This is a genomic window from Streptomyces sp. NPDC033180, assembly GCF_055577645.1.
Window position 1 is genome coordinate 145,453 of sequence record NZ_JBVIPU010000006.1, and the last position, 18,064, is coordinate 163,516.

General features: G+C 70.5%; 18 protein-coding genes. 11 read left to right on the forward strand and 7 right to left on the reverse strand.

The genetic code is table 11. The features are described 5' to 3' along the window. Nucleotides 1–4 precede the first annotated feature (4 nt). From ACZ5WE_RS19155 to ACZ5WE_RS19175, 5 genes are all read left to right on the forward strand, one after another. On the forward strand, nucleotides 5–214 hold the full coding sequence (locus tag ACZ5WE_RS19155; protein ID WP_467694611.1) for a hypothetical protein: 210 nt from the start codon (nucleotides 5–7) through the stop codon (nucleotides 212–214). Next, nucleotides 201–1,571: an amidase gene (locus ACZ5WE_RS19160; RefSeq protein WP_467694610.1), complete on the forward strand. Its 1,371-nt coding sequence runs from the start codon at nucleotides 201–203 to the stop codon at nucleotides 1,569–1,571. The genes ACZ5WE_RS19155 and ACZ5WE_RS19160 overlap by 14 nt, the downstream gene beginning before the upstream one ends. A 17-nt stretch (nucleotides 1,572–1,588) precedes the next feature. Next, entirely contained in the window at nucleotides 1,589–2,149 is a 561-nt protein-coding gene (locus ACZ5WE_RS19165; RefSeq protein WP_467694608.1) for a TetR/AcrR family transcriptional regulator, read from the forward strand. Between the two features lie 207 nt (nucleotides 2,150–2,356). Further along, complete coding sequence (locus ACZ5WE_RS19170; protein WP_467694607.1) at nucleotides 2,357–3,238, forward strand: MEDS domain-containing protein; 882 nt, start codon at nucleotides 2,357–2,359, stop codon at nucleotides 3,236–3,238. Further along, the gene (locus tag ACZ5WE_RS19175; protein WP_467694605.1) at nucleotides 3,238–3,666 is read left to right on the forward strand and encodes an ATP-binding protein; all 429 of its coding nucleotides are present in this window, start codon (nucleotides 3,238–3,240) and stop codon (nucleotides 3,664–3,666) included. The genes ACZ5WE_RS19170 and ACZ5WE_RS19175 overlap by 1 nt, the downstream gene beginning before the upstream one ends. Nucleotides 3,667–3,673: 7 nt before the next feature. Here the strand turns inward: ACZ5WE_RS19175 and ACZ5WE_RS19180 are convergent, their stop codons facing one another. After that, complete coding sequence (locus ACZ5WE_RS19180; RefSeq protein ID WP_467694604.1) at nucleotides 3,674–4,390, reverse strand: class I SAM-dependent methyltransferase; 717 nt, start codon at nucleotides 4,388–4,390, stop codon at nucleotides 3,674–3,676. Nucleotides 4,391–4,475: 85 nt separating this feature from the next. On the opposite strand from ACZ5WE_RS19180, the gene ACZ5WE_RS19185 reads away from it, so the two are divergent. After that, nucleotides 4,476–5,096, forward strand: a complete 621-nt coding sequence (locus ACZ5WE_RS19185; protein WP_467694602.1) for a helix-turn-helix domain-containing protein — start codon at nucleotides 4,476–4,478, stop codon at nucleotides 5,094–5,096. Nucleotides 5,097–5,114: 18 nt separating this feature from the next. On the opposite strand, the gene ACZ5WE_RS19190 is transcribed toward ACZ5WE_RS19185, so the two are convergent. Next, on the reverse strand, nucleotides 5,115–7,172 hold the full coding sequence (locus ACZ5WE_RS19190) for a phosphocholine-specific phospholipase C (RefSeq protein WP_467694600.1): 2,058 nt from the start codon (nucleotides 7,170–7,172) through the stop codon (nucleotides 5,115–5,117). Nucleotides 7,173–7,266: 94 nt separating this feature from the next. On the opposite strand from ACZ5WE_RS19190, the gene ACZ5WE_RS19195 reads away from it, so the two are divergent. The 3 genes from ACZ5WE_RS19195 (at nucleotide 7,267) to ACZ5WE_RS19205 (ending at nucleotide 11,705) form a co-directional block, all read left to right on the forward strand. Continuing rightward, complete coding sequence (locus tag ACZ5WE_RS19195) at nucleotides 7,267–8,436, forward strand: damage-control phosphatase ARMT1 family protein (RefSeq protein WP_467694598.1); 1,170 nt, start codon at nucleotides 7,267–7,269, stop codon at nucleotides 8,434–8,436. Nucleotides 8,437–8,749: 313 nt separating this feature from the next. Further along, a complete protein-coding gene (locus ACZ5WE_RS19200; protein WP_467694596.1) occupies nucleotides 8,750–10,432 on the forward strand; it encodes an ABC-F family ATP-binding cassette domain-containing protein in 1,683 nt (560 codons plus the stop codon). A 31-nt stretch (nucleotides 10,433–10,463) separates the two neighbouring features. Beyond that, nucleotides 10,464–11,705 carry a glycosyltransferase gene (locus ACZ5WE_RS19205; protein WP_467694594.1) on the forward strand — a complete coding sequence of 414 codons (1,242 nt, stop codon included), beginning with the start codon at nucleotides 10,464–10,466 and terminating at the stop codon, nucleotides 11,703–11,705. A 56-nt stretch (nucleotides 11,706–11,761) separates the two neighbouring features. Here the strand turns inward: ACZ5WE_RS19205 and ACZ5WE_RS19210 are convergent, their stop codons facing one another. The 5 genes from ACZ5WE_RS19210 to ACZ5WE_RS19230 all read right to left on the reverse strand — a co-directional run bounded on the left by ACZ5WE_RS19210 (nucleotide 11,762) and on the right by ACZ5WE_RS19230 (nucleotide 16,115). Beyond that, a complete protein-coding gene (locus tag ACZ5WE_RS19210; protein WP_467694593.1) occupies nucleotides 11,762–12,217 on the reverse strand; it encodes an RDD family protein in 456 nt (151 codons plus the stop codon). A gap of 231 nt (nucleotides 12,218–12,448) precedes the next feature. After that, nucleotides 12,449–13,009, reverse strand: coding sequence for a DoxX family protein (locus ACZ5WE_RS19215; RefSeq protein ID WP_467694591.1), 561 nt, complete (start codon nucleotides 13,007–13,009; stop codon nucleotides 12,449–12,451). An 83-nt stretch (nucleotides 13,010–13,092) separates the two neighbouring features. Then, nucleotides 13,093–13,509, reverse strand: coding sequence for a hypothetical protein (locus ACZ5WE_RS19220; protein WP_467694589.1), 417 nt, complete (start codon nucleotides 13,507–13,509; stop codon nucleotides 13,093–13,095). Nucleotides 13,510–13,659: 150 nt separating this feature from the next. Beyond that, entirely contained in the window at nucleotides 13,660–15,210 is a 1,551-nt protein-coding gene (locus tag ACZ5WE_RS19225) for an alpha/beta hydrolase (RefSeq protein WP_467694588.1), read from the reverse strand. 71 nt (nucleotides 15,211–15,281) lie between these two features. Further along, nucleotides 15,282–16,115, reverse strand: coding sequence for an AraC family transcriptional regulator (locus tag ACZ5WE_RS19230; protein WP_467694586.1), 834 nt, complete (start codon nucleotides 16,113–16,115; stop codon nucleotides 15,282–15,284). Between the two features lie 50 nt (nucleotides 16,116–16,165). Between ACZ5WE_RS19230 and ACZ5WE_RS19235 the strand changes: the two genes are divergently transcribed. Together ACZ5WE_RS19235 and ACZ5WE_RS19240 are read left to right on the forward strand one after the other, a co-directional pair. Beyond that, complete coding sequence (locus ACZ5WE_RS19235) at nucleotides 16,166–16,555, forward strand: cupin domain-containing protein (protein WP_467694584.1); 390 nt, start codon at nucleotides 16,166–16,168, stop codon at nucleotides 16,553–16,555. A gap of 214 nt (nucleotides 16,556–16,769) precedes the next feature. Further along, the gene (locus tag ACZ5WE_RS19240; protein ID WP_467694582.1) at nucleotides 16,770–18,038 is read left to right on the forward strand and encodes an aspartate aminotransferase type Ic; all 1,269 of its coding nucleotides are present in this window, start codon (nucleotides 16,770–16,772) and stop codon (nucleotides 18,036–18,038) included. Nucleotides 18,039–18,064: the final 26 nt, after the last annotated feature.

The following is an 18,064-nucleotide window of genomic DNA, read 5'->3' on the forward strand; positions in this document are numbered from 1 at the left end:
ACATATGAACACCGCTGACCTCACCCCGCAGGAGGCCGCCCGATGGGCGCTGCGGGCGGGCCTGCCGCTGGCGAGTGACCGCCACGAAGTGGTGGCGACCACCGCCGGACACATCCAGTCCGTCATCGCCACGCTGCGCGAACTGGACTTCGGTCAGACGCCGCCCGCCATGTCCTACACGGCCGGACAGGAGGACATCGATGCAGCCGTTTGAGCTGTCGCTCGCCGACGCCGCCCGGGCCATCGCCGCGGGGGAGCTCTCCCCGGTCGAGCTGACCGATTCGGTGCTCGATCGCATCGGGGCGGTGGAAGCGCACCTCCAGGCCTACGTCACCGTCGCCGCGGACTCGGCCCGCGAAGCGGCGGCCCGGGCCGAGCGCGAGATCACCTCGGGGAGGTCGCGCGGTCCGTTGCACGGCATACCCATGGGCCTGAAGGACCTGATCGACGTCGAGGGCATGCCCACCACGGCGAGCTCGCGCGTCAGTGCCGGCCATGGCGCCGCCGAACGCGACAGCGCCGTCGCCGCACGCCTGTCCGAGGCCGGTGCGGTACTGCTGGGGAAGACCCACACCCACGAGTTCGCCTACGGGCTCATCACCCCCCAGACACGCAACGCCCGGGACGCCGGCCGCGTCGCGGGCGGGTCGAGCGGCGGCTCGGCCGTCGCCGTCGCGGCCTCGGCGGCCACCTTCGCGCTGGGGACCGACACCGGCGGATCGATCCGGGTGCCCGCGGCGCTCAACGGCGTGGTCGGCCTCAAGCCGACGTACGACCTGATCCCCCGCCGCGGTGTGACCTCCCTGTCCTGGTCCCTGGACCATGTCGGTCCTCTCACTCGCACGGTGCGGGACGCCGCACTCGTCCTCGCCGCGATGGTGGGACGGGACGGGCCCGACCCCGCCTCCTCGGTATCGGAAGGTGACCTCTCAGGACTGCGGGTCGGAGTGCCGCGCAACTACTACTTCGAGCGGATCAGCCCGGAGGTGGAGGAGAACGTGCGCCGGGCCATCAAGCAGCTCCAGGAGCTGGGGGCCGAACTCATCGACGTGGAGATCCCGTTGACGCGCTACATCCAGGCCACCCAGTGGGGGTTGATGGTCCCGGAGGCGACTGCGTACCACGAGCGAACGCTTCGCTCGGTGCCCGACCTGTATACGGCGGATGTCCGCGTCCTGCTGGAGGCGGGTGAGTTCGTGTCCGCCGGCGACTACCTCAGGGCCCAGCGCGCGAGGGCGCTGATGCGCGAGGCCTGGGCGCGGTTGTTCGGCCGCGTCGATGTGATCGCGGCACCCGCGGTGCCGATGACGGCCGCCAAGGCCGGCCAGGAGAGCGTGGAGTGGGCGGACGGCACGGTGGAGTCCGTCTCCGACAGCTACGTCCGTCTCTCCGCGCCCGCCAACATCACGGGGGTGCCGGCACTGACCCTGCCCGTGGGCCAGGACCGCGCGGGCCTGCCGATCGGCATGCAACTGATGGGGCGCCCCCTCGACGAAGCGACCGTGCTGCGGGTCGGGCGTGCCTACGAGGTGACCAGCGGGGCCCAGCTAGAAGCAATGGATTCGCATTAAGGGATTAGAGTGGAGTCATGAGTCCCAAGCCCATGGTCCGGCCCGGAGGGCGCAGCGCCCGTGTCCAGGAATCGGTCCACGAGGCGGTCCGCCTGCTGCAGGCCGAGCTGGGGCGCGAGGCGCTGACCGTTCCGCTCGTCGCGGCTCGCGCGGGAGTGACGCCGTCGACCGTCTACCGACGGTGGGGGGACCTGCAGGAGCTCCTGTCCGACGTCGCGGTCGAACACCTGCGCCCGGAGGAGCCGCCGGCCGACCTCGGCAGCCTGCGCGCGGACCTCGGGGCGTGGGCCGAGCAGTTCGTCGACGAGATGTCCTCACCGCCGGGGCGCGCGTACATCAGGGACGCCCTCCTCGGGGACCCGAAGGGGACCAACGCCGGCCAGTGCTCCGCCTTCGCCGCGGAGCATATCGACGTCGTCCTGGCCCGTGCGTCGGAGAGGGGCGAGCCCGCCCCGGACGTGGAGCGGGTCATCGACCGGGTCGTGGCGCCGATGATGTATCGCATCCTCTTCCGCCCCGGCGGGCTGGACGCCGCTTACGCGCGCGCACTCGTGGATCACGCCCTCTCGGTTTCGTGAATCCGACGGCAGGCGACGCGTCGGACGGCATTCGGCGAACAGAACCGGCACGGAACCGATCATCTTCACGCACTCTCGATCGCCAGAGAGGGCTGCGGTGTCAGACAGAGGTCGCTATCTGCGGAGACGTGTCGCCGTGCGGTACGGACCGCTAGCGTGTGGCCCGCACTTGTTCCCGTCGGGCCACCTCGGCCCCGGAGGTGAGAGATGGCGGATACCGGCTCTGCGTCGGTCGGTACGATCCCGGTCCAGCATCTCCGGGCGGGAGACCACGCCTTCGTCAGCTATGCCGACGACGACGCGGGCCGGGACGTGGTGTCCGCCTTCGCGTGGGCGGGGCTCGTGAAGCGCGAGAAGGTGATGGTCTTCGCCGCTCCGCACATGGACGACGAACAGGTGTGGACTCGGCTGGACGCGCCGGGTGCCCTGCTGGGATCCGCCCGGGAGAACGGGCAGTTGGTGCTCAGCAGCATGCGTGCCCTCATCCACCCCCAGGACGGCTTCACCGCCCACCGGCAGTGGGAGCGCATCACGGAGGAGACCGACCGGGCCCTGGCCGAGGGCTACACCGGTCTGCGCACCTATATCGACATGCACTGGGTGGGTGCGCTGGGCGCCGACGTCGAGGTGATGATGCACCGCGAATCCCACGCTCAGCATCTGTTCACCGACCGCCCTTACACCGAGATCTGTGCCTACGACACCCGCTGGTTCACTCCTGATGTCGTGGCGGCCATGCACGAGGCGCACCCCTGTCGGCTGCTGCCCCGCCTGGGCGCTCTGCACGCCGAACAGGGGGCGGGCACGGTGCAGTTGGCCGGGGAGGCGGACCTCGCCACTCGGGAGCAGTTCATCGGCGCCGTGCGCGAGGGCCTCAGGCGCAGCCAGGAGTCACAGCAGCCGCTGATGGTGGACCTGTCCGGTCTCGTGTTCCTCGGCGTCGCCTGCGCCGTGGACCTGCTGAGGCTGGTGCTGGAACATCCGCACGGCCCGGTCCGCGTGCACTGTCCACCGACACCGGCCCGCATACTGCGCCGAGCCGGCGCCGATCAGGTGCCCCACATGGTGATCAGCGAGGTGGCCCGCTGATGACGACCACGCCGGACCCGCACGAGGTCACTCCCGTCACCCTGCTGGAGTCGCGTTTCACGCAGGACGATCTGCCCCGGCTGCGGATGCTCGTCGAGCAGTACGCCGACCACCAAGGACTCACCGAACCACGGCGCAGCGACTTCATCGTGGCCCTGGACGCGGTGGCGGTGAACGCGGTCGAGCACGCGGGCGGTAGCGGCACGTTGGTCCTGCAGCGCAGCAACGGCCAGTTGGCCTGCCACATCCACGACGGGGGCCCCGGCTTCAGCGCCGACGTCATCCCTGAGCTGGCTCCCGGCCTCGACGGCCACGCGGGCGGCCGAGGTCTGTGGCTCGCCGCCCTGCTCACCGACGAGCTCACCATTTCCGGGGGGCCGAGCGGCAGCATGGTGACCCTGACCGTGCGACTCCCCAGACCTCACTGAGGCAGCGTCACCGGCTGAACCGGCGGCGTCGCAGTTTGACGGTGTAGTTGGTCCGTGTGGAGGGCTCTCCGTCCGGGGTCGTCAGTGCGTGCTCGTGGGTGTCGCAGACGAGTACGTCCCACTGCCCGGCCGGCAGGTCGAGAGAGGCCAGGACCTTCTCGGGGCTGGGGAAGTCCACGCCGGGGTGTGGTGCGGTCTCCCAGGCGGGGAAGCCCATGTGGCCGACGATCAGGAGGGTGCCGCCCTCGGTGACGGCCGCGGCGGCGCCGCGCAGGATCTGCTCGCGCGGCATCTCGTGGAGGGAGTGCAGGAACTGGGCGGAGACGAGATCGTAGCCGCCGGTGGGGAAGGAAGCGCCCAGGTCGTGGTGCTGCCAGTCGACGCGGTCGGCGACCTGGGCCTCGGCTGCGTGCTCGGCCGCACGGCCGAGAGCGACGCGGGAGATGTCGGTGGCGGTGACGCGCCAGCCCTGCCGCGCGAGCCAGATCGCGTCGCCTCCCTCTCCGCAGCCCAGGTCAAGGGCGCTCCCGGGGGCGAGCCCCTCGGTCTCGCGGACGAGTGCGGCGTTCGGTTCGCCGCTCCACAGACGGCCGCGCTGGTTGTAGCGCTCGTCCCAGAACGCTTCGGCCGAATCGGCGGCGGAAGTGGCGGAAGTGGCGGAAGCGGCGGAAGTGGCGGAAGCGGTGTGTGTGCCGTCGGTGTGGTCGGTCGTGTGGTCGCTCATGTGTGGGCTCCTTCTGCTCTGCGGCAACCCTGCGCGTGGCCCCGGCAGCTTGACAAAGATATTTGCCGCACCGGCAAATGGAGTGATGAGCGACGACGCCGAACTCACGGATGTGCTGACCGCCGTCGGGCCGCGCCTGCGGTCCCTGCGGAAGGCGCGGGGCGCCACCCTGGCCCGGCTGAGCGAGGAGACGGGGATCTCCCTGAGCACGCTCTCACGGCTCGAAGCAGGGCAGCGCGAGCCGACCCTGAAGCTCCTGCTTCCGCTGGCCAAGGCGTACGGCGTACCACTCGACGAACTGGTCGGCGCACCCCAGACGGGCGACCCCCGCATCCACCCGCGGCCGTTCATGCGCCACGGGAACACCTGGGTGCCCCTGACCCGCTACCTCGGCGGAATGCACGCCTACAAGCAGGTCATGCCGGTCGCCAGGAACGGCAACCGGCCGGCCAAGCGCCCCGAGCAGGGCATGCACGAGGGGTACGAATGGCTCTACGTACTCTCCGGCCGCCTGCTGCTGGCCCTGGGCGACCACGACCTGGTGCTCGGCGCCGGCGAAGCCGCCGAGTTCGACACCCGCACCCCGCACGGCTTCGCCAACGCCGGTGACATCCCCGTCGAGTTCCTCGCCCTGTACGGGGCCCAGGGCGAGCGTATGCACGTACGCGTCAGGCCGGGCAGCGGCGAGGGAGACGACGGGGGATAGTCGGCGAGGGTGGCGGGATCAGGCGGTGCGGAGCGCCGGGTCGCTGGTGCCGGGCTCGCCCGTCTCGACGTGTCCGGCCAGCCTGCGCAGATAGGCGCTGTCGCTGTCGGACCGCACGCGCAGGTCGTACCAGCGCTTGCTGTGGCCGAGGTCCACCCAGCGGGTCTTGCGGCCGCCCGCCGCGACGGTGAGCTCGGTGCTCTTGTCGCCGTAGGCGTTGGTGATGGTGAGGTGGCAGGCGGTCCTGGCGGGGTTGGTGAACGTGAGCTCGACGCGACCGCTGCTCTCGTCGTGACGGCCGGTGACTTCCGGCCCCGGGGTCGCGGCGGTGCCTTCGTATGTGCGCAGATAGCCGTTGGGGCCGTGCACCGTCAGCTCGTACGCCCCGTCCGACGAGCCGGTGCTCCACGTGTCGGAGATCTTCTTGCCCGCCGATGCGGTGTACGTCCAGGGCCCGTCGTCGCGGTTGCCGGACGTGACCAGGAAGCAGGCACCGGTCTCGTCACCCGGCGTGAAGGTGAGCTTGACGGTGCCGTCGGAGGGCTTGACGGCCGCGGCGACCAGCGGCGTGTAGGGCAGGGGCCGGGTGGGCCTTGCGCCTTTCTCCTGCTTGGGCAGGGCGGGAGAGGCCGGCGGCGAGTGCTGGTAGCTGCCGTGCCGTTCCTGGTCCGGCGGCTCGTAGGCGTCGGTGCTCGGCAGGTCCGCGCGTTCGGTGTGCTTGAGGCTGAAGTCGAAGGCCGAGGTGAGGTCGCCGCAGATGGCGCGGCGCCAGGGGGAGATGTGTGGTTCGTGGACGCCGAAGCGGCGCTCCATGAACTGGATGACGGAGGTGTGGTCGAAGACCTCGGAGCAGACGTAGCCGCCGGTGGACCACGGGGAGACGACGAGGGTGGGGACCCGCATGCCGAGCCCGTAAGGGCCCGCGCTGTAGTCGCTGTCGCCGGGGAAGAAGTCGAGCTCGGTGTCGACGGTGGACGCGCCCCAGGAGGAGTCGGCCGGCGGGTAGGGCGGCGGCACGTGGTCGAAGTAGCCGTCGTTCTCGTCGTACGTGATGAACAGCGCGGTCCTGCTCCATACCTCGGGGTCGGAGGTCAGTGCGTCCAGGACCTGCGAGATGTACCAAGCTCCGTAATTCGCGGGCCAGTTGGGGTGCTCGCAGAATGCTTCCGGGGCGGCGATCCAGGATATCTTCGGGAGTTTCCCGGCCTTGACGTCGGCGCGGAGGTCATCGAGGAGATCGCCGCTCTCCTTGACCTTCGTTCCCTTCCTCGCCTTTTCGTAAAGGGGGTCACCGGGCTTGGAGTTGCGGTACTTGTTGAAGAACATCAGCGAGTTGTCGCCGTAGTTTCCGCGGTAGGCGTCCTCCAGGACGCCCCAGAGCCCGTCCTCGGTGAGTCCGTCACCGATGTCCTGATAGATCTTCCACGACACCCCGGCCTTCTCCAGGCGCTCGGGATAGGTGGTCCAGTCGTAGCCGACTTCTTCGTTGCCGAGGACCGGCCCGCCGCCCTTGCCGTCGTTCCCGGCATGCCCGGAGTAGAGGTAGTAGCGGTTGGGGTCGGTCGCCCCCATGAACGACGAGTGGTAGGAGTCGCAGACCGTGAAGGCGTCGGCCAGCGCGTAGTGGAAGGGAATGTCCTCCCTGGTCAGGTGTGCCATCGTCCCGGAGGACTTGGCCGCTATCCAGTCGTCGTACTTGCCCTTGTTCCACGCCTGATGGCCACTTTCCCAGTCGTGGTCGAGGCCGGCGATGAACTGCATTCCCAGGTCGTCGGCGTCCGGGTGATAGGGCAGGACTTCCTCGCCGTCGCCGGACTGGTGCCATACGGACTTTCCGCTCTCCAGGACCAGCGGACGGGGGTCACCGAAACCCCGGACGCCGCCCAGCGTGCCGAAGTAGTGGTCGAAGGAGCGGTTCTCCTGCATGAGGACCACGATGTGCTCGACGTCGTCGATCGATCCCGACCGGGCGGAGGCGGGGATGTCGGCGGCGCGCATGATGCTGGCGGACAGAGCCGCGACGCCGGCGGTGCCACCCGCTGCCTGGAGGAAGCGTCGACGGTTGAATGCGGGCATGAAGATGTACCTCTGAAACGTGGGGGATAGAGGGCCGGTCACCGTAGACCGGCCCGCCCTCCGCGTTCAAATAGTGAGAAGAAAAGGTGAAGGAATGAACGAAGCGGCCGACGCACCCGTCATCCTGAGCAACGCACCCGGCTCCTTCCCCAGAAGCGTGCTCGCCGAGCGGCATCCCGCCCTCATCAAAAAGGTCCGCGACGCCTTCCCTTACGGCCCGCGGCAGCATCGCGCCCTCGACGCCCTCCTCACGCAGGCCACGGAGGGGGTGATCGAACCTCTGGGGTCCGAGGCGCACGACCGTCAGCTGTGGGAGGAGTGGGGGCGCGAGTACGTCGGTCTGTCCTGGTTCGACGTGCCCTTCCTGTGGGCCGAGAGCTATTTCTACCGCCAACTCCTCACGGCCGTCGGGTACTTCGAGGCCGGCCCCTGGCAGGGAATCGATCCGTTCCGCCCCTTCAAACAGGCCGAACTCCACACCGGAGAGGCCGACGAGGAACTGGCCGCGCTCGACCGCCTGGCCCCGCGGCCCGTCGACGAACAGCGCCAGGCGCTGCTCCTCGGCTCCCTGTGGGGCAACCGCGCGGACCTGGGCTTCGCCGTGGGCGGCGGCGGGAGCGGGGCCGTCGACTCGCGGCTCGTCGCCGACGACTCCGCGCTGCTGTGGTCCCTGCTGCCCGAGGGCGGCGCGGCCACGCTGTGCCTGGTCGCGGACAACGCCGGACGCGAGCTGCTGCCCGACCTCATCCTCATCGACCACCTCCTGCGGCAGCGTCGCGCCGACCGGGTCCTGCTGCACGTCAAGCCCTACCCGTACTACGTCTCGGACGCCATGACCGCCGACGTGCTCGACTGCCTGCGCCGTCTCACCGGCACGCGGGGCGTCGCGGCAGAGGTGGGCGAACGCCTGTGGACGGCCATGGGTGACGGCCGGCTGACCGTCCGCAGCCACACCTTCTCCTGCGCCCCGCTGCCGTATGTGCGGATGCCCGACGATCTGCGCCAGGAATTCGCCGAGGCCGACGTGACCGTCATGAAGGGCGACCTGAACTACCGGCGCCTGGTCGACGACCGGCTGTGGCCCGCCACCACGCCTTTCGAGGAGCGGACCGCGTACTTCCCCGGCCCGGTGGCCGCCCTGCGGACACTGAAGTCCGACGTGATCGTGGGACTCGACGAGCGGACCGAGGCGACGCTCGTCGCCGAACACGGCCAGGGATGGCGCACCAGCGGCACCCACGCCCTGATCCAGGCACGGCGGTGACCTCACGAGATGACTTGGGACTTTGCCAATTCCGCTCAGGGTCGTTATCGTCTCGAACGGTCCTGTTGTCTCCGATAGAGGTGGACGTTGCGCATCTGAGGTTCGCGAACATCGCGCCGTACGGCCTTCGCCGTACGCCCGTCACGCCGCAGCCGGCCTTGCCGTGCCGCCCGTGACCCCGCGTGGATGCGACCTCGGTGCATGAGCCGTCCCTCGATCTCCCGGACCGCCGCACCCCCCTCTCGGTCGGTCGCCGCGTGGTGCTCGCATACGACGCCCCCTGCCCACCGCGCCTGCGACTGCGAGATTCCTCATGTCCGTACCCACCCCACCCAGCGCCTCCCTGACCTGCTCCGCCCTGTCGTTCCAGTGGCCGGACGGCACGACCGTCTTCGACGGGCTCTCCGTCAGCTTCGGTCGGGGCCGCACCGGGCTCGTCGGCACCAACGGCACAGGCAAATCCACCCTGTTGCGCCTGCTGGCCGGTCAACTGCGCCCCTCTCAGGGGTCGGTGACCGTCGGCGGCAGCCTGGCCTGTCTGCCGCAGAACATCACTCTCGACACGACCCTGCGCGTCGACCGGGTCCTGGGCATCGCCGAGCGGCGTGACGCGCTGCGTGCCATCGAATCCGGTGACGTGCGCGAGGAGCACTTCGAGACGATCGGCGACGACTGGGACGTGGAGGAGCGCGCTCTGGCCCAGCTGGGATCGCTCGGCCTCGGCAACGTCGAACTCGACCGGACCGTAGGCCAGTTGTCCGGTGGGGAGACCGTGCTGCTGCGGCTTGCGGCGCTGCTCCTGGAACGCCCGGACGCCCTCCTGCTCGACGAACCGACCAACAACCTCGACCTGTTCGCGCGCCGCAGACTCTATGAGGCCGTCGACTCCTGGCGCTCCGGCGTCCTGGTCGTGGTCAGCCACGACCTCGACCTGCTCGAACGCGTCGACCGTATCGCCGAACTGCGCGCCGGGTCGGTGAGCTGGTACGGCGGCGGCTGGTCCGCCTACGAGGAAGCGCTGGCCACCGAGCAGGAAGCGGCAGGACGGATGCTGCGGGCCGCCGAGGCCGACGTACGCCGCCAGAAGCGGGAACTGGAGGAGACCCAGGTCAAGGTGGCCCGCCGCCAGCGGCACAGCAAGAAGATGGACGCCCAGCGGCGTGCCCCGCGCATCGTGGCGGGAGAGAAGAAGCGCTCCGCGCAGGAGTCGGGAGACAAGCTCAGGGGCCTGCACGAGGAGCGGCTGGGCGAGGCGCGCGAGCGGCGCGAGGAGGCCGCGGACGCGATCCGCAACGACGCCGAGATCCGCGTCAGTCTCCCGCACACCGCCGTGCCCGCGGGCCGCACGGTGCTGACCGCGCGCGAACTGCGTCCCCGCTTCGGCAAGCTGGGGGAGGGCAGCCTGCATGTTCAGGGGCCCGAACGGATCGCCCTTGTCGGGCGCAACGGCGCCGGCAAGACGACGCTGCTGCGCACCCTCACCGGGGAGTTGCCCCCACTGTCCGGCGAGGTCAGGACCTCGGTGCCGTTGCGGTTCCTGCCGCAGCGCCTGGATGTCCTCGACGACGCTCTGAGCGTCGCGGCGAACGTCTCCCGGCTGGCTCCCGGGCTCACCGACAACCACATCCGTTCCCAGCTGGCGCGCTTCCTCTTCAAGGGGGCGCGTGCCGAACAACTGGCGGGCACCCTCTCGGGCGGCGAGCGCTTCCGCGCCGCGCTCGCGGCGATGATGCTCGCCGCCCCGGCCCCTCAACTCCTGATGCTCGACGAGCCGACCAACAACCTGGACCTGGCCAGCGTGCGCCAACTGACCGGCGCACTCGAGTCGTACGAAGGCGCCCTCCTGATCGCCAGCCACGACCTAAAATTCCTGGAGTCGGTCGGCATCACGCGCTGGGTGCTCGTCGCGGAGGAACTGCAGGAGACCACCGCGGAGGAGGTCCGTGACCTCCTGGCAGCGCGAGGCCGTGGGGATGCCGGAGAATCCTCGGCCTAGGCCATAACCTGCGAAAACGGGGAGTCGTCAAGTGCGTGTGTTGTTGTCTACGTATGGGTCGCGCGGGGACGTCGAACCGCTGGTGGGGCTCGCGGAGCGGTTGCGGGAGCTCGGCGCGGAGGTGCGGGTGTGCGCGCCGCCGGACGAGGACTTCGCGCAGCGGCTGGCGGCTGTCGGTGTGCCGCTGGTGCCGGTGGGCCGGTCGGCGCGCGCGCTGACGACCGAGGCACCGCAGCCGCCCTCCCTGCCGCAGCGCGCGGCCGAATTGATCGCGAGCCAGTTCGAGGCGGTGCCCGCGGCAGCCGAGGGGTGCGACGTGCTGGTGGCGACCGGCGTGATGCCGGCCGCGGCCGGCGCGCGGTCCGTGGCCGAGAAACTGGGCATCCCCTCCGTCTCAGTGACTTTCCAGCAGATCACCCTGCCGTCGCCGCACCACTCGCCGCTGGCGTATCAGGGCCGGCCTTTCCCGCCGGAGGTGACGGACAACCGGGTGCTGTGGGAGCTGGACGCCGAGAGCATCAACGCGCTGTTCGGCGAGGCGCTCAACACCAACCGGGCGTCGGCCGGCCTGCCCCCGGTGGAAAACGTCCGTGACTACGTCATCGGCGACGAGCCGTGGCTGGCGACGGACCCGATCCTGGACCCGTGGCAGGAGACACCGGACTTCGACGTCGTGCAGACCGGCGCCTGGATCATGCCCGACGAACGACCGCTCCCCGCCGAGCTGTTGGCATACCTGGACGCCGGTGAACCACCGGTGTACGTGGGCTTCGGGAGCATGCCGATGGGTGCGGCGAAGGACGCGGCCCAGGTGGCCGTCGAGGCGGTCCGCGCGCAGGGGCTCCGCGTCCTCCTCTCCCGTGGCTGGGCGGAGCTGGCTCTGATCGACGACCGGGACGACTGTTTCGCCGTCGGCGAGGCCAATCACCAGGCCCTGTTCGACCGGGTGGCCGCCGTCGTGCACCATGGCGGAGCGGGCACCACGACAACCGCCAGCCGCGCCGGCGTGCCCCAAGTGGTGGTACCCCAGGCGACGGATCAACCGTACTGGGCGGCCCGCGTGGCCGAGTTGGGCATCGGCGCGGCACACGACGGCCCGACCCCGACCTTCGAGTTCCTGTCCACCGCGCTCACCACAGCCCTGGCCCCCGGGACCCGCGCGCGGGCGAGGGCCGTGGCCGCCACGATCCGGACCGACGGGACGGAGGTGGCCGCGAAGCTGCTGCTCGACATGGCCGGGCGGGGCAAGGGGGTCAACGGTCGGCACGAGTGACGGATTTCTACCGGTTTCTACCGAGGGGCGGGCGCCTGACCTTCGCCGCTGCCCCATCAGGAGCGGGTCGCCCGGCGCCGCACACGCACCCCCACCGCGTCCTGCTGCTCCACACCGCTGTCCGTCGCCAGATGGATCGGGACGAAGACGACCATCCAGTAGAAGCCGAACAGCCAACGCCCGATGAGCCGCACAAGGCCGGGGCGGCGGTCGTCGGAGGCGCGGACCACTCGCAGACCCGTGATCAGTTTCCCGATGCCGGCCCCGGCGGCCCGCGTGAGCAGGACGTGGTTGACGAAGGAGACCCCGACGGCCACGCCGAGCGCCGGCCCCCACACCGTCGGGGACAGCGGCCGGAGTCCGACGACTCCCGCGCTCACCGTCACACCAGCCGCGGCGCCGGCTGCGAGGCCGCACACCAGAGCGAGGAGCGCGTCGATGACAGCCCCGGTCACTCTGCGCGCCTGAGTGGGCGCCATGACACGGGTGGGGGTGTCCTGCTGACTGACCACGGCTCTGCTTCCCGACCTGTTCCCTGTGCACTGTCCGAAGGGGCCGGTCACCGCCGGGCCCGGGCTGCACGCTACTTTCCGAGATCACGCGACCGTCCAGGGGCCCCGGCAGCCACGGCCTCTGCTTCCCCGACTCAACCCCACCGGCCCGGACCCGAGGCCGATCGCCCTTCGGCGAGAGCCCGTTGATCGGATCCGTCCCGGCGGGGTCGTACGAGGGGGGTGGTGCGGTCAGTCGTGCAGCACCACCAGGACGACGGCGGCCGAGACGGCGCCGAGTGCCACGGCGGCGATGCCGTGGGAGAGCCGGTGGGTGCGCGGGACGGGCAGGAGGTGGTCGACGGCGAACCTGCCGGGGCCGGCGAGAGCCAGGCTCACGGCAGCGGTGAGCAGGACCAGGTCGTACTCGATGCCCGCGGGGTTGAAGAAGCCGTTGCCCCACTTCATGGCGATGGCATTGAGCATGATCCCGAGGATGCCCGCCCCGGCGAGCGGGGTGAGCAGGCCGATGGCGAGACCGAGGCCGCAGAGCGTCTCGGTCAGACCGGCGACCGTGGCCATGGTCTTCGGGGCGGAGTAGCCGTCGCTCGCGAAGAACCCCGCGGTGCTGTCGAGGCCCGCCCCGTTGAACCAGCCGAAGAGCTTCTGGCTGCCGTGGACGGCCATGGTCAGACCGACCGCGCAGCGCAGCAGAAAGAGGCCGATGTCACCGCCGTACTGCGCGGGGGCGAGCGGGGAGTTGGTGCCGCGGAGAGCGGTCGTGTGGGTGTTGGTGGAAGTGGAAAGGGGCATGCGGATCTCTCCTGTCGATCGATGAAGGTGATGCGGTGATGCCGACCGGTCCTGTCGGCGGGGTACGGGTGGAGAGATCCCGTCTACGTTCTGATGACCTGGGTTCTGTAGAGGTCTACGGCCGTCGCGTCCGGGGGAGAGGCGCCGGGCGGTGCGGGCACCTCGTCCCACGGCTCGTACGACGCGGGCGTCGCCACGAAGCCTGGCGAACTGGTCCGCTCGGAAGCCGGTAGCGCCCCGCGCGGGGCCCTGTTCTCGCCCTCGTGACAGCCACGGCCGCCGTCGCGGGCCCGGTCACGGCCGCTGTCACGGCTGTCGGTCGCGCGCTCGGCGTAGGGGCCGAAGGCCACTGCGGTCGCGCCGTGCCCCTCGGTGGCCGTCGCGACGCCGGTGCCCGACGGCCCATCGGTCCCGAGCAGGGCGAAGAGGAAGAGGAAGGCCATGGCGAGCAGAGCCGTGCGCACCGCACCGCCCTGGAGTCGCATCTCCCTCGTGGCCATGTCCGACCGATAGTAGGCCAGAGTCCGCGGCGGGCACAGAAGGAGACGGAGACACCTGCCGAGTGGGCCGTCGCGGATGCCGGCCGAGGCGTCGCGCCGCGGAAGGCACGGGTTGGCAGCCAACCCGTCGATCGATGGCCGGCGGGCGGTCTACCGTCGCGGGCACGTGGTGTCGCGGGCGGGAAGGTCGCCGGTGCGCAGGTAGTTGTTGACCGCGCGGTCGGCGCAGGGGACGGGGCGCAGTCCTTCGAGGGCACGGCCGTACACGCCGTGGGAGCGGATGTCCGCGGTGATCAGACGCGAGCCGGTCAGCTTGCGGTGCAGGGCCAGGGCCCCGTCGTAGGGGACGTTGTTGTCGTGGCGGGCCTGGAGCATCAGCACGGGTACGTCGTTGGCGATGGCCGTGCCCGGCTCGCGGGGCTCACCGGCCCAGAACGCGCACGGGGCGATCATGCCGTTCACGTAGGGGCCGAACACCGGCTGGTCGGCGCGGCTGCGCACGCTGTTCTTCCAGTACGTCTCCGGGTCCTTCGGCCAGCCGCCGGCAGGCCAGCCGCCGTCGCCGCACATGAAGAGCGCCCCGCCCACCATGCTGTCGGCGAGGTCGGGCGAAGCGAGCAGCTCCAGCATCGCGGCGAGCTCGGGGCCCGGCTCGACCGGCTTCCCCGCCGCGGCGGCGACCAGGTCACGGACGATCGCGGCCAGCGTCGGATCGTTCTCCGTGTGCTGGATCGGCTGCTTCAACAGCAGCCGCAGGACGGGGGCGTTGAGGCGCTGCCCTCCGACACTGACCGGCTGACGCTCGGCCTGCCCGAGGAGCCGCTCGACGCGCATCCGTACGTCGGAGGCCGTGCGGCCCAGCCGGTATGTGGAGTGGTGGCGGGCGGTCCAGGCGGCCCACTCGTCCAGTGCCTCCTCGGCCGGTTCGCCGGAGCTCTGGAACAGTTCGTACTGGGTGGCCGCCGGGTCCGTCGAGGAGTCGATGACCATGCGGTCGGTGCGGCGGGGGAACATCTGGGTGTAGACGGCGCCCAGGTCGGCGCCGTAGGAGATGCCGTAGTAGGAGAGTTTCCGCTCGCCGAGGACGGCCCTGATCACGTCCATGTCCCGGGCCACGTTGCGGGAGGACGCGTGCGGCAGCAGTTCCGCGTTGTCGCCGTGCTCCGAGCAGCGCCGCGCTGTGTCCCGGGCGGACCGCACCGATGCCTCGAAGTCCGCGCGGGGCGATGTCGAGGGGCCGGGAGGGGGCGGCGGCTCGGCCGGAGCGCAGCTGATCGGGGAGCTCTCGCCGAGGAACCGCGGGTCGAACCCGATGAGGTCGTAGCCGTCCGCCACCCGCTTCAACGCGGGACGCAACGCGAGGGTGTTGGCGAGGCCGCTGCCGCCGGGGCCACCGGGATTGGACAGCAGGATGCCGCGGCGGTGGGACGAGGGTTTGGCCTTGACGCGCGAGACCGCGATCTGGAGGGTGCGGCCGCCGGGAGCGGAGTAGTCGAGGGGAACGGTCACCTTCGCGCACTGTGCCCCCGCGGCGTTCAGCTCCACCTGTGCCTTCGAGCAGGGCTCCCATTTCAGCCGCTGCTGCCCGTAGGCCGAGATCGGGCGAGCGTCCCGCGAAGGGGTTGCCGTCGTCGGCACGGCTCCGGCGAGCAGCCCGGCCAGGCACAGGCCCATCGCGAGTGAGGGGGTGACGCCGCGCATCGTGCTCCTTGGGATCGACTGACGCAGAAACGGACGGAGTCGACGCTAGGAGCACGGGCGGTGACAGAACATCAGGTCACCCGGTCGATGCCTGCGGGGGTTAGCCCCCGCCCATAGCGTCCGGGGGTCGTACCCACGTGGCGTGTGAAGTGCCGGTTCAGATGGGCCTGGTCGTGGAAACCCACGGTGATCGCGACCTCGGCGGGGCGTTGGCCGTCGAGCAGCAGGCGGCGTGCCCGGTCGATGCGCTTGCCGGTGAGGTAAGTGTGCGGCGGCAGGCCGTAGGCCTGCCTGAAGCAGCGGATCAGGTGGGTGGGATGCGCGTGCAGCACGGTGGCGGCCTCCTGCAACGGGAGACCGGTGGCTGTCCGGGAGTCGAGGAGTTCACGCAGCCTGACGGCGAGACGGCCGGCCTCGCGGCCGGGTGTGCGGGGCACCAGCGCATCGAGGTGGACGTGGAGTCGCTCGCGGATGAAGGACAGGCGCGACTCGGCTTCGAAATCGTCTCCCGGGTGGCCGAGGGAGGCGTGGAGTTGGTGGATGCGATGGCGCAGCAGGGCGTCTTCGAGGACCGGACCGTCCACCGCGCCGCCGACCAGCCGCCGGGGGAGCACGGAGTCATCGAGGTAGAGCACGCGCTTCCGGAAGCCCGATTCGGTGACCGTCCGCCCGTCGTGGGGCACGCCCGGGGGCAGTAGGAGGACGTTGGTGGTGCTGGTCGCGTCATGGCGGCGGCGGTCGAGCGCGAAGTCGACCGCCCCGTCATCGAGGATCATCAGATCCCAGGTGTCGTGAGTGTGAGCCGGGTACGAGTGGTCGGTGAAGTGCGCGTGAAACACCTCGGCGATCCCCGGAACCGACGGCCGCCAGGCGCTGATGGACGTGCGGGGCCGCTGTTCGTTCATGCCAGGAACGTACAAGACCTGCCGCATCCGGTCGCGGCAGGCTCATGGCCATGAGGATCGAAAACCGCACGTCCAGGAAGCCCGTCCCCGTCAACATCGCCGACAAGCTCGCGGGGTTCAGCGAGTTGTGGTCGCAGAAGACCGTGGCCGCCCTCAACGACTACGAGGTCAAGCTGGCCAAGTTGCACGGAGAGTTCGTCTGGCACAGCCACCAGGACACCGACGAACTGTTCCTGGTGATCAGCGGACAGCTGACCATCCAGCTCAGGGACGGCGACGTGACCCTGGCACCGGGCGAGCTGTTCGTGGTCCCCCGCGGCGTCGAGCACTGCCCGGTGGCGGACGAGGAAACCGCCATCCTGCTCTTCGAGCCCGCGGGGACACTGAACACCGGCGACGCCGGCGGCCCGATGACCAAGGCCACCGAGCTCGTCTCCTGATCTTGACCCCGTCGGTGCGGGGGTTGATCAGGTCGCGTGTGTGAGGGCGGCCACAGCATGGACCGCGACGGTCTCCTCGCAGGGTGACGAGCGCCACCTGCCGGGTCATGGGCAGGCCATCGCTTTGTATCCTCGGCAGGCAGTGCCGATACCCCCGTCGCAGGCCCGGGCAGCTCACAGGCCCGGGCGGCGCCGACAACGTAAGGACACACCCATGACCACCGAGCTGAGCCCCGACGCCGTGACCGGGCTCCTTGAGCGGGCCCGCCAGGACTACCAGGACCTCGCAGGACGCGGGCTCTCGCTCGACCTCACGCGCGGCAAGCCGGCGCCGGAGCAGCTCGACCTCTCCGAGGACCTGCTGAGCCTGCCGGGTGGGCGGCACACCTCCGCCGACGGCACGGACGTACGCAATTACGGCGGTCTGCAGGGTCTGGTGGAGCTTCGGGAGATCTTCGCGGACGTGCTCCAGGTACCGGCCGGGCAGCTCCTCGCGCTCGGCAACTCCAGCCTCGAGCTGATGCACGACTGTCTCGTGCACGCCCTGCTGAGCGTGGTGCCGGGGGCCGAGTCGCGCTGGGTGGACCAGGAGCGGATCGCGTTCCTGTGTCCGACTCCGGGCTACGACCGGCACTTCGCGCTCTGTGAGCGGTTCGGGATCGACATGATCCCGGTGCCGATGACCGCCGAGGGCCCGGACATGGACGTCGTGGAGCGGCTCGTCGCCGAGAACCCGGCGATCAAGGGCATCTGGTGCGTCCCGAAGTACAGCAACCCCGACGGCGTCTGCTACAGCGACGAGACCGTCGCCCGCCTCGCCTCGATGCAGGCCGCCGCGCCCGACTTCCGGATCTTCTGGGACAACGCGTACGCCGCCCACCACCTCACCGAACAGCCCGTCGAGATCGCCGACCTGCTCAGCGCCTGCGCGGACGCCGGTAACGCGGACCGCGTCCTCGTCTTCGGCTCCACCTCGAAGATCACCGCCGCGGGTGCGGGCGTCGCCTTCTTCGGCTCATCGCCCGCGAACCTGAAGTGGCTGCTCGCCAACAACGCCAAGCGGTCCATCGGCCCGGACAAGATCAACCAGCTGCGCCACGTCATGTTCCTGCGGGACGCCGAGGGAGTGCGCGCCCACATGGAGCGCCAGCGCGCCCTGCTCCAGCCGAAGTTCGAGGCGGTGGCCCGCATCCTGGAGGCGGAGCTCGGCGGCACCGGCCTCGCCCGCTGGACCGACCCCAAGGGCGGCTACTTCGTCACGCTCGAAGTGACCGACGGCTGCGCCAAGGAGGTCGTACGCCGTGCTGCCGAGGCAGGCATCGTGCTGACCCCCGCCGGCGCCACCCACCCCTACGGCGACGACCCGCGCGACGCCACCATCCGCATCGCGCCCAGCTACCCGAGCCTCGCCGAGCTCGAGCAGGCCATCGCGGGACTCGCCGTGTGTGTACGGCTCGTGGGGTACGAGCAGCGGGTCGCCTAGCTCCGAGGACACTCACGGGCAGAGCC

Excerpts from the sequence above, each read along its gene's own strand:
- ACZ5WE_RS19155 (WP_467694611.1), top strand. The coding sequence starts at position 5 with ATGAACACCGCTGACCTCACCCCGCAGGAGGCCGCCCGATGGGCGCTG.
- ACZ5WE_RS19160 (WP_467694610.1), top strand. The coding sequence starts at position 201 with ATGCAGCCGTTTGAGCTGTCGCTCGCCGACGCCGCCCGGGCCATCGCC.
- ACZ5WE_RS19165 (WP_467694608.1), top strand. The coding sequence starts at position 1,589 with ATGAGTCCCAAGCCCATGGTCCGGCCCGGAGGGCGCAGCGCCCGTGTC.
- ACZ5WE_RS19170 (WP_467694607.1), top strand. The coding sequence starts at position 2,357 with ATGGCGGATACCGGCTCTGCGTCGGTCGGTACGATCCCGGTCCAGCAT.
- ACZ5WE_RS19175 (WP_467694605.1), top strand. The coding sequence starts at position 3,238 with ATGACGACCACGCCGGACCCGCACGAGGTCACTCCCGTCACCCTGCTG.
- ACZ5WE_RS19180 (WP_467694604.1), bottom strand. The coding sequence starts at position 4,390 with ATGAGCGACCACACGACCGACCACACCGACGGCACACACACCGCTTCC.
- ACZ5WE_RS19185 (WP_467694602.1), top strand. The coding sequence starts at position 4,476 with ATGAGCGACGACGCCGAACTCACGGATGTGCTGACCGCCGTCGGGCCG.
- ACZ5WE_RS19190 (WP_467694600.1), bottom strand. The coding sequence starts at position 7,172 with ATGCCCGCATTCAACCGTCGACGCTTCCTCCAGGCAGCGGGTGGCACC.
- ACZ5WE_RS19195 (WP_467694598.1), top strand. The coding sequence starts at position 7,267 with ATGAACGAAGCGGCCGACGCACCCGTCATCCTGAGCAACGCACCCGGC.
- ACZ5WE_RS19200 (WP_467694596.1), top strand. The coding sequence starts at position 8,750 with ATGTCCGTACCCACCCCACCCAGCGCCTCCCTGACCTGCTCCGCCCTG.
- ACZ5WE_RS19215 (WP_467694591.1), bottom strand. The coding sequence starts at position 13,009 with ATGCCCCTTTCCACTTCCACCAACACCCACACGACCGCTCTCCGCGGC.
- ACZ5WE_RS19220 (WP_467694589.1), bottom strand. The coding sequence starts at position 13,509 with ATGGCCACGAGGGAGATGCGACTCCAGGGCGGTGCGGTGCGCACGGCT.
- ACZ5WE_RS19225 (WP_467694588.1), bottom strand. The coding sequence starts at position 15,210 with ATGCGCGGCGTCACCCCCTCACTCGCGATGGGCCTGTGCCTGGCCGGG.
- ACZ5WE_RS19230 (WP_467694586.1), bottom strand. The coding sequence starts at position 16,115 with ATGAACGAACAGCGGCCCCGCACGTCCATCAGCGCCTGGCGGCCGTCG.
- ACZ5WE_RS19235 (WP_467694584.1), top strand. The coding sequence starts at position 16,166 with ATGAGGATCGAAAACCGCACGTCCAGGAAGCCCGTCCCCGTCAACATC.
- ACZ5WE_RS19240 (WP_467694582.1), top strand. The coding sequence starts at position 16,770 with ATGACCACCGAGCTGAGCCCCGACGCCGTGACCGGGCTCCTTGAGCGG.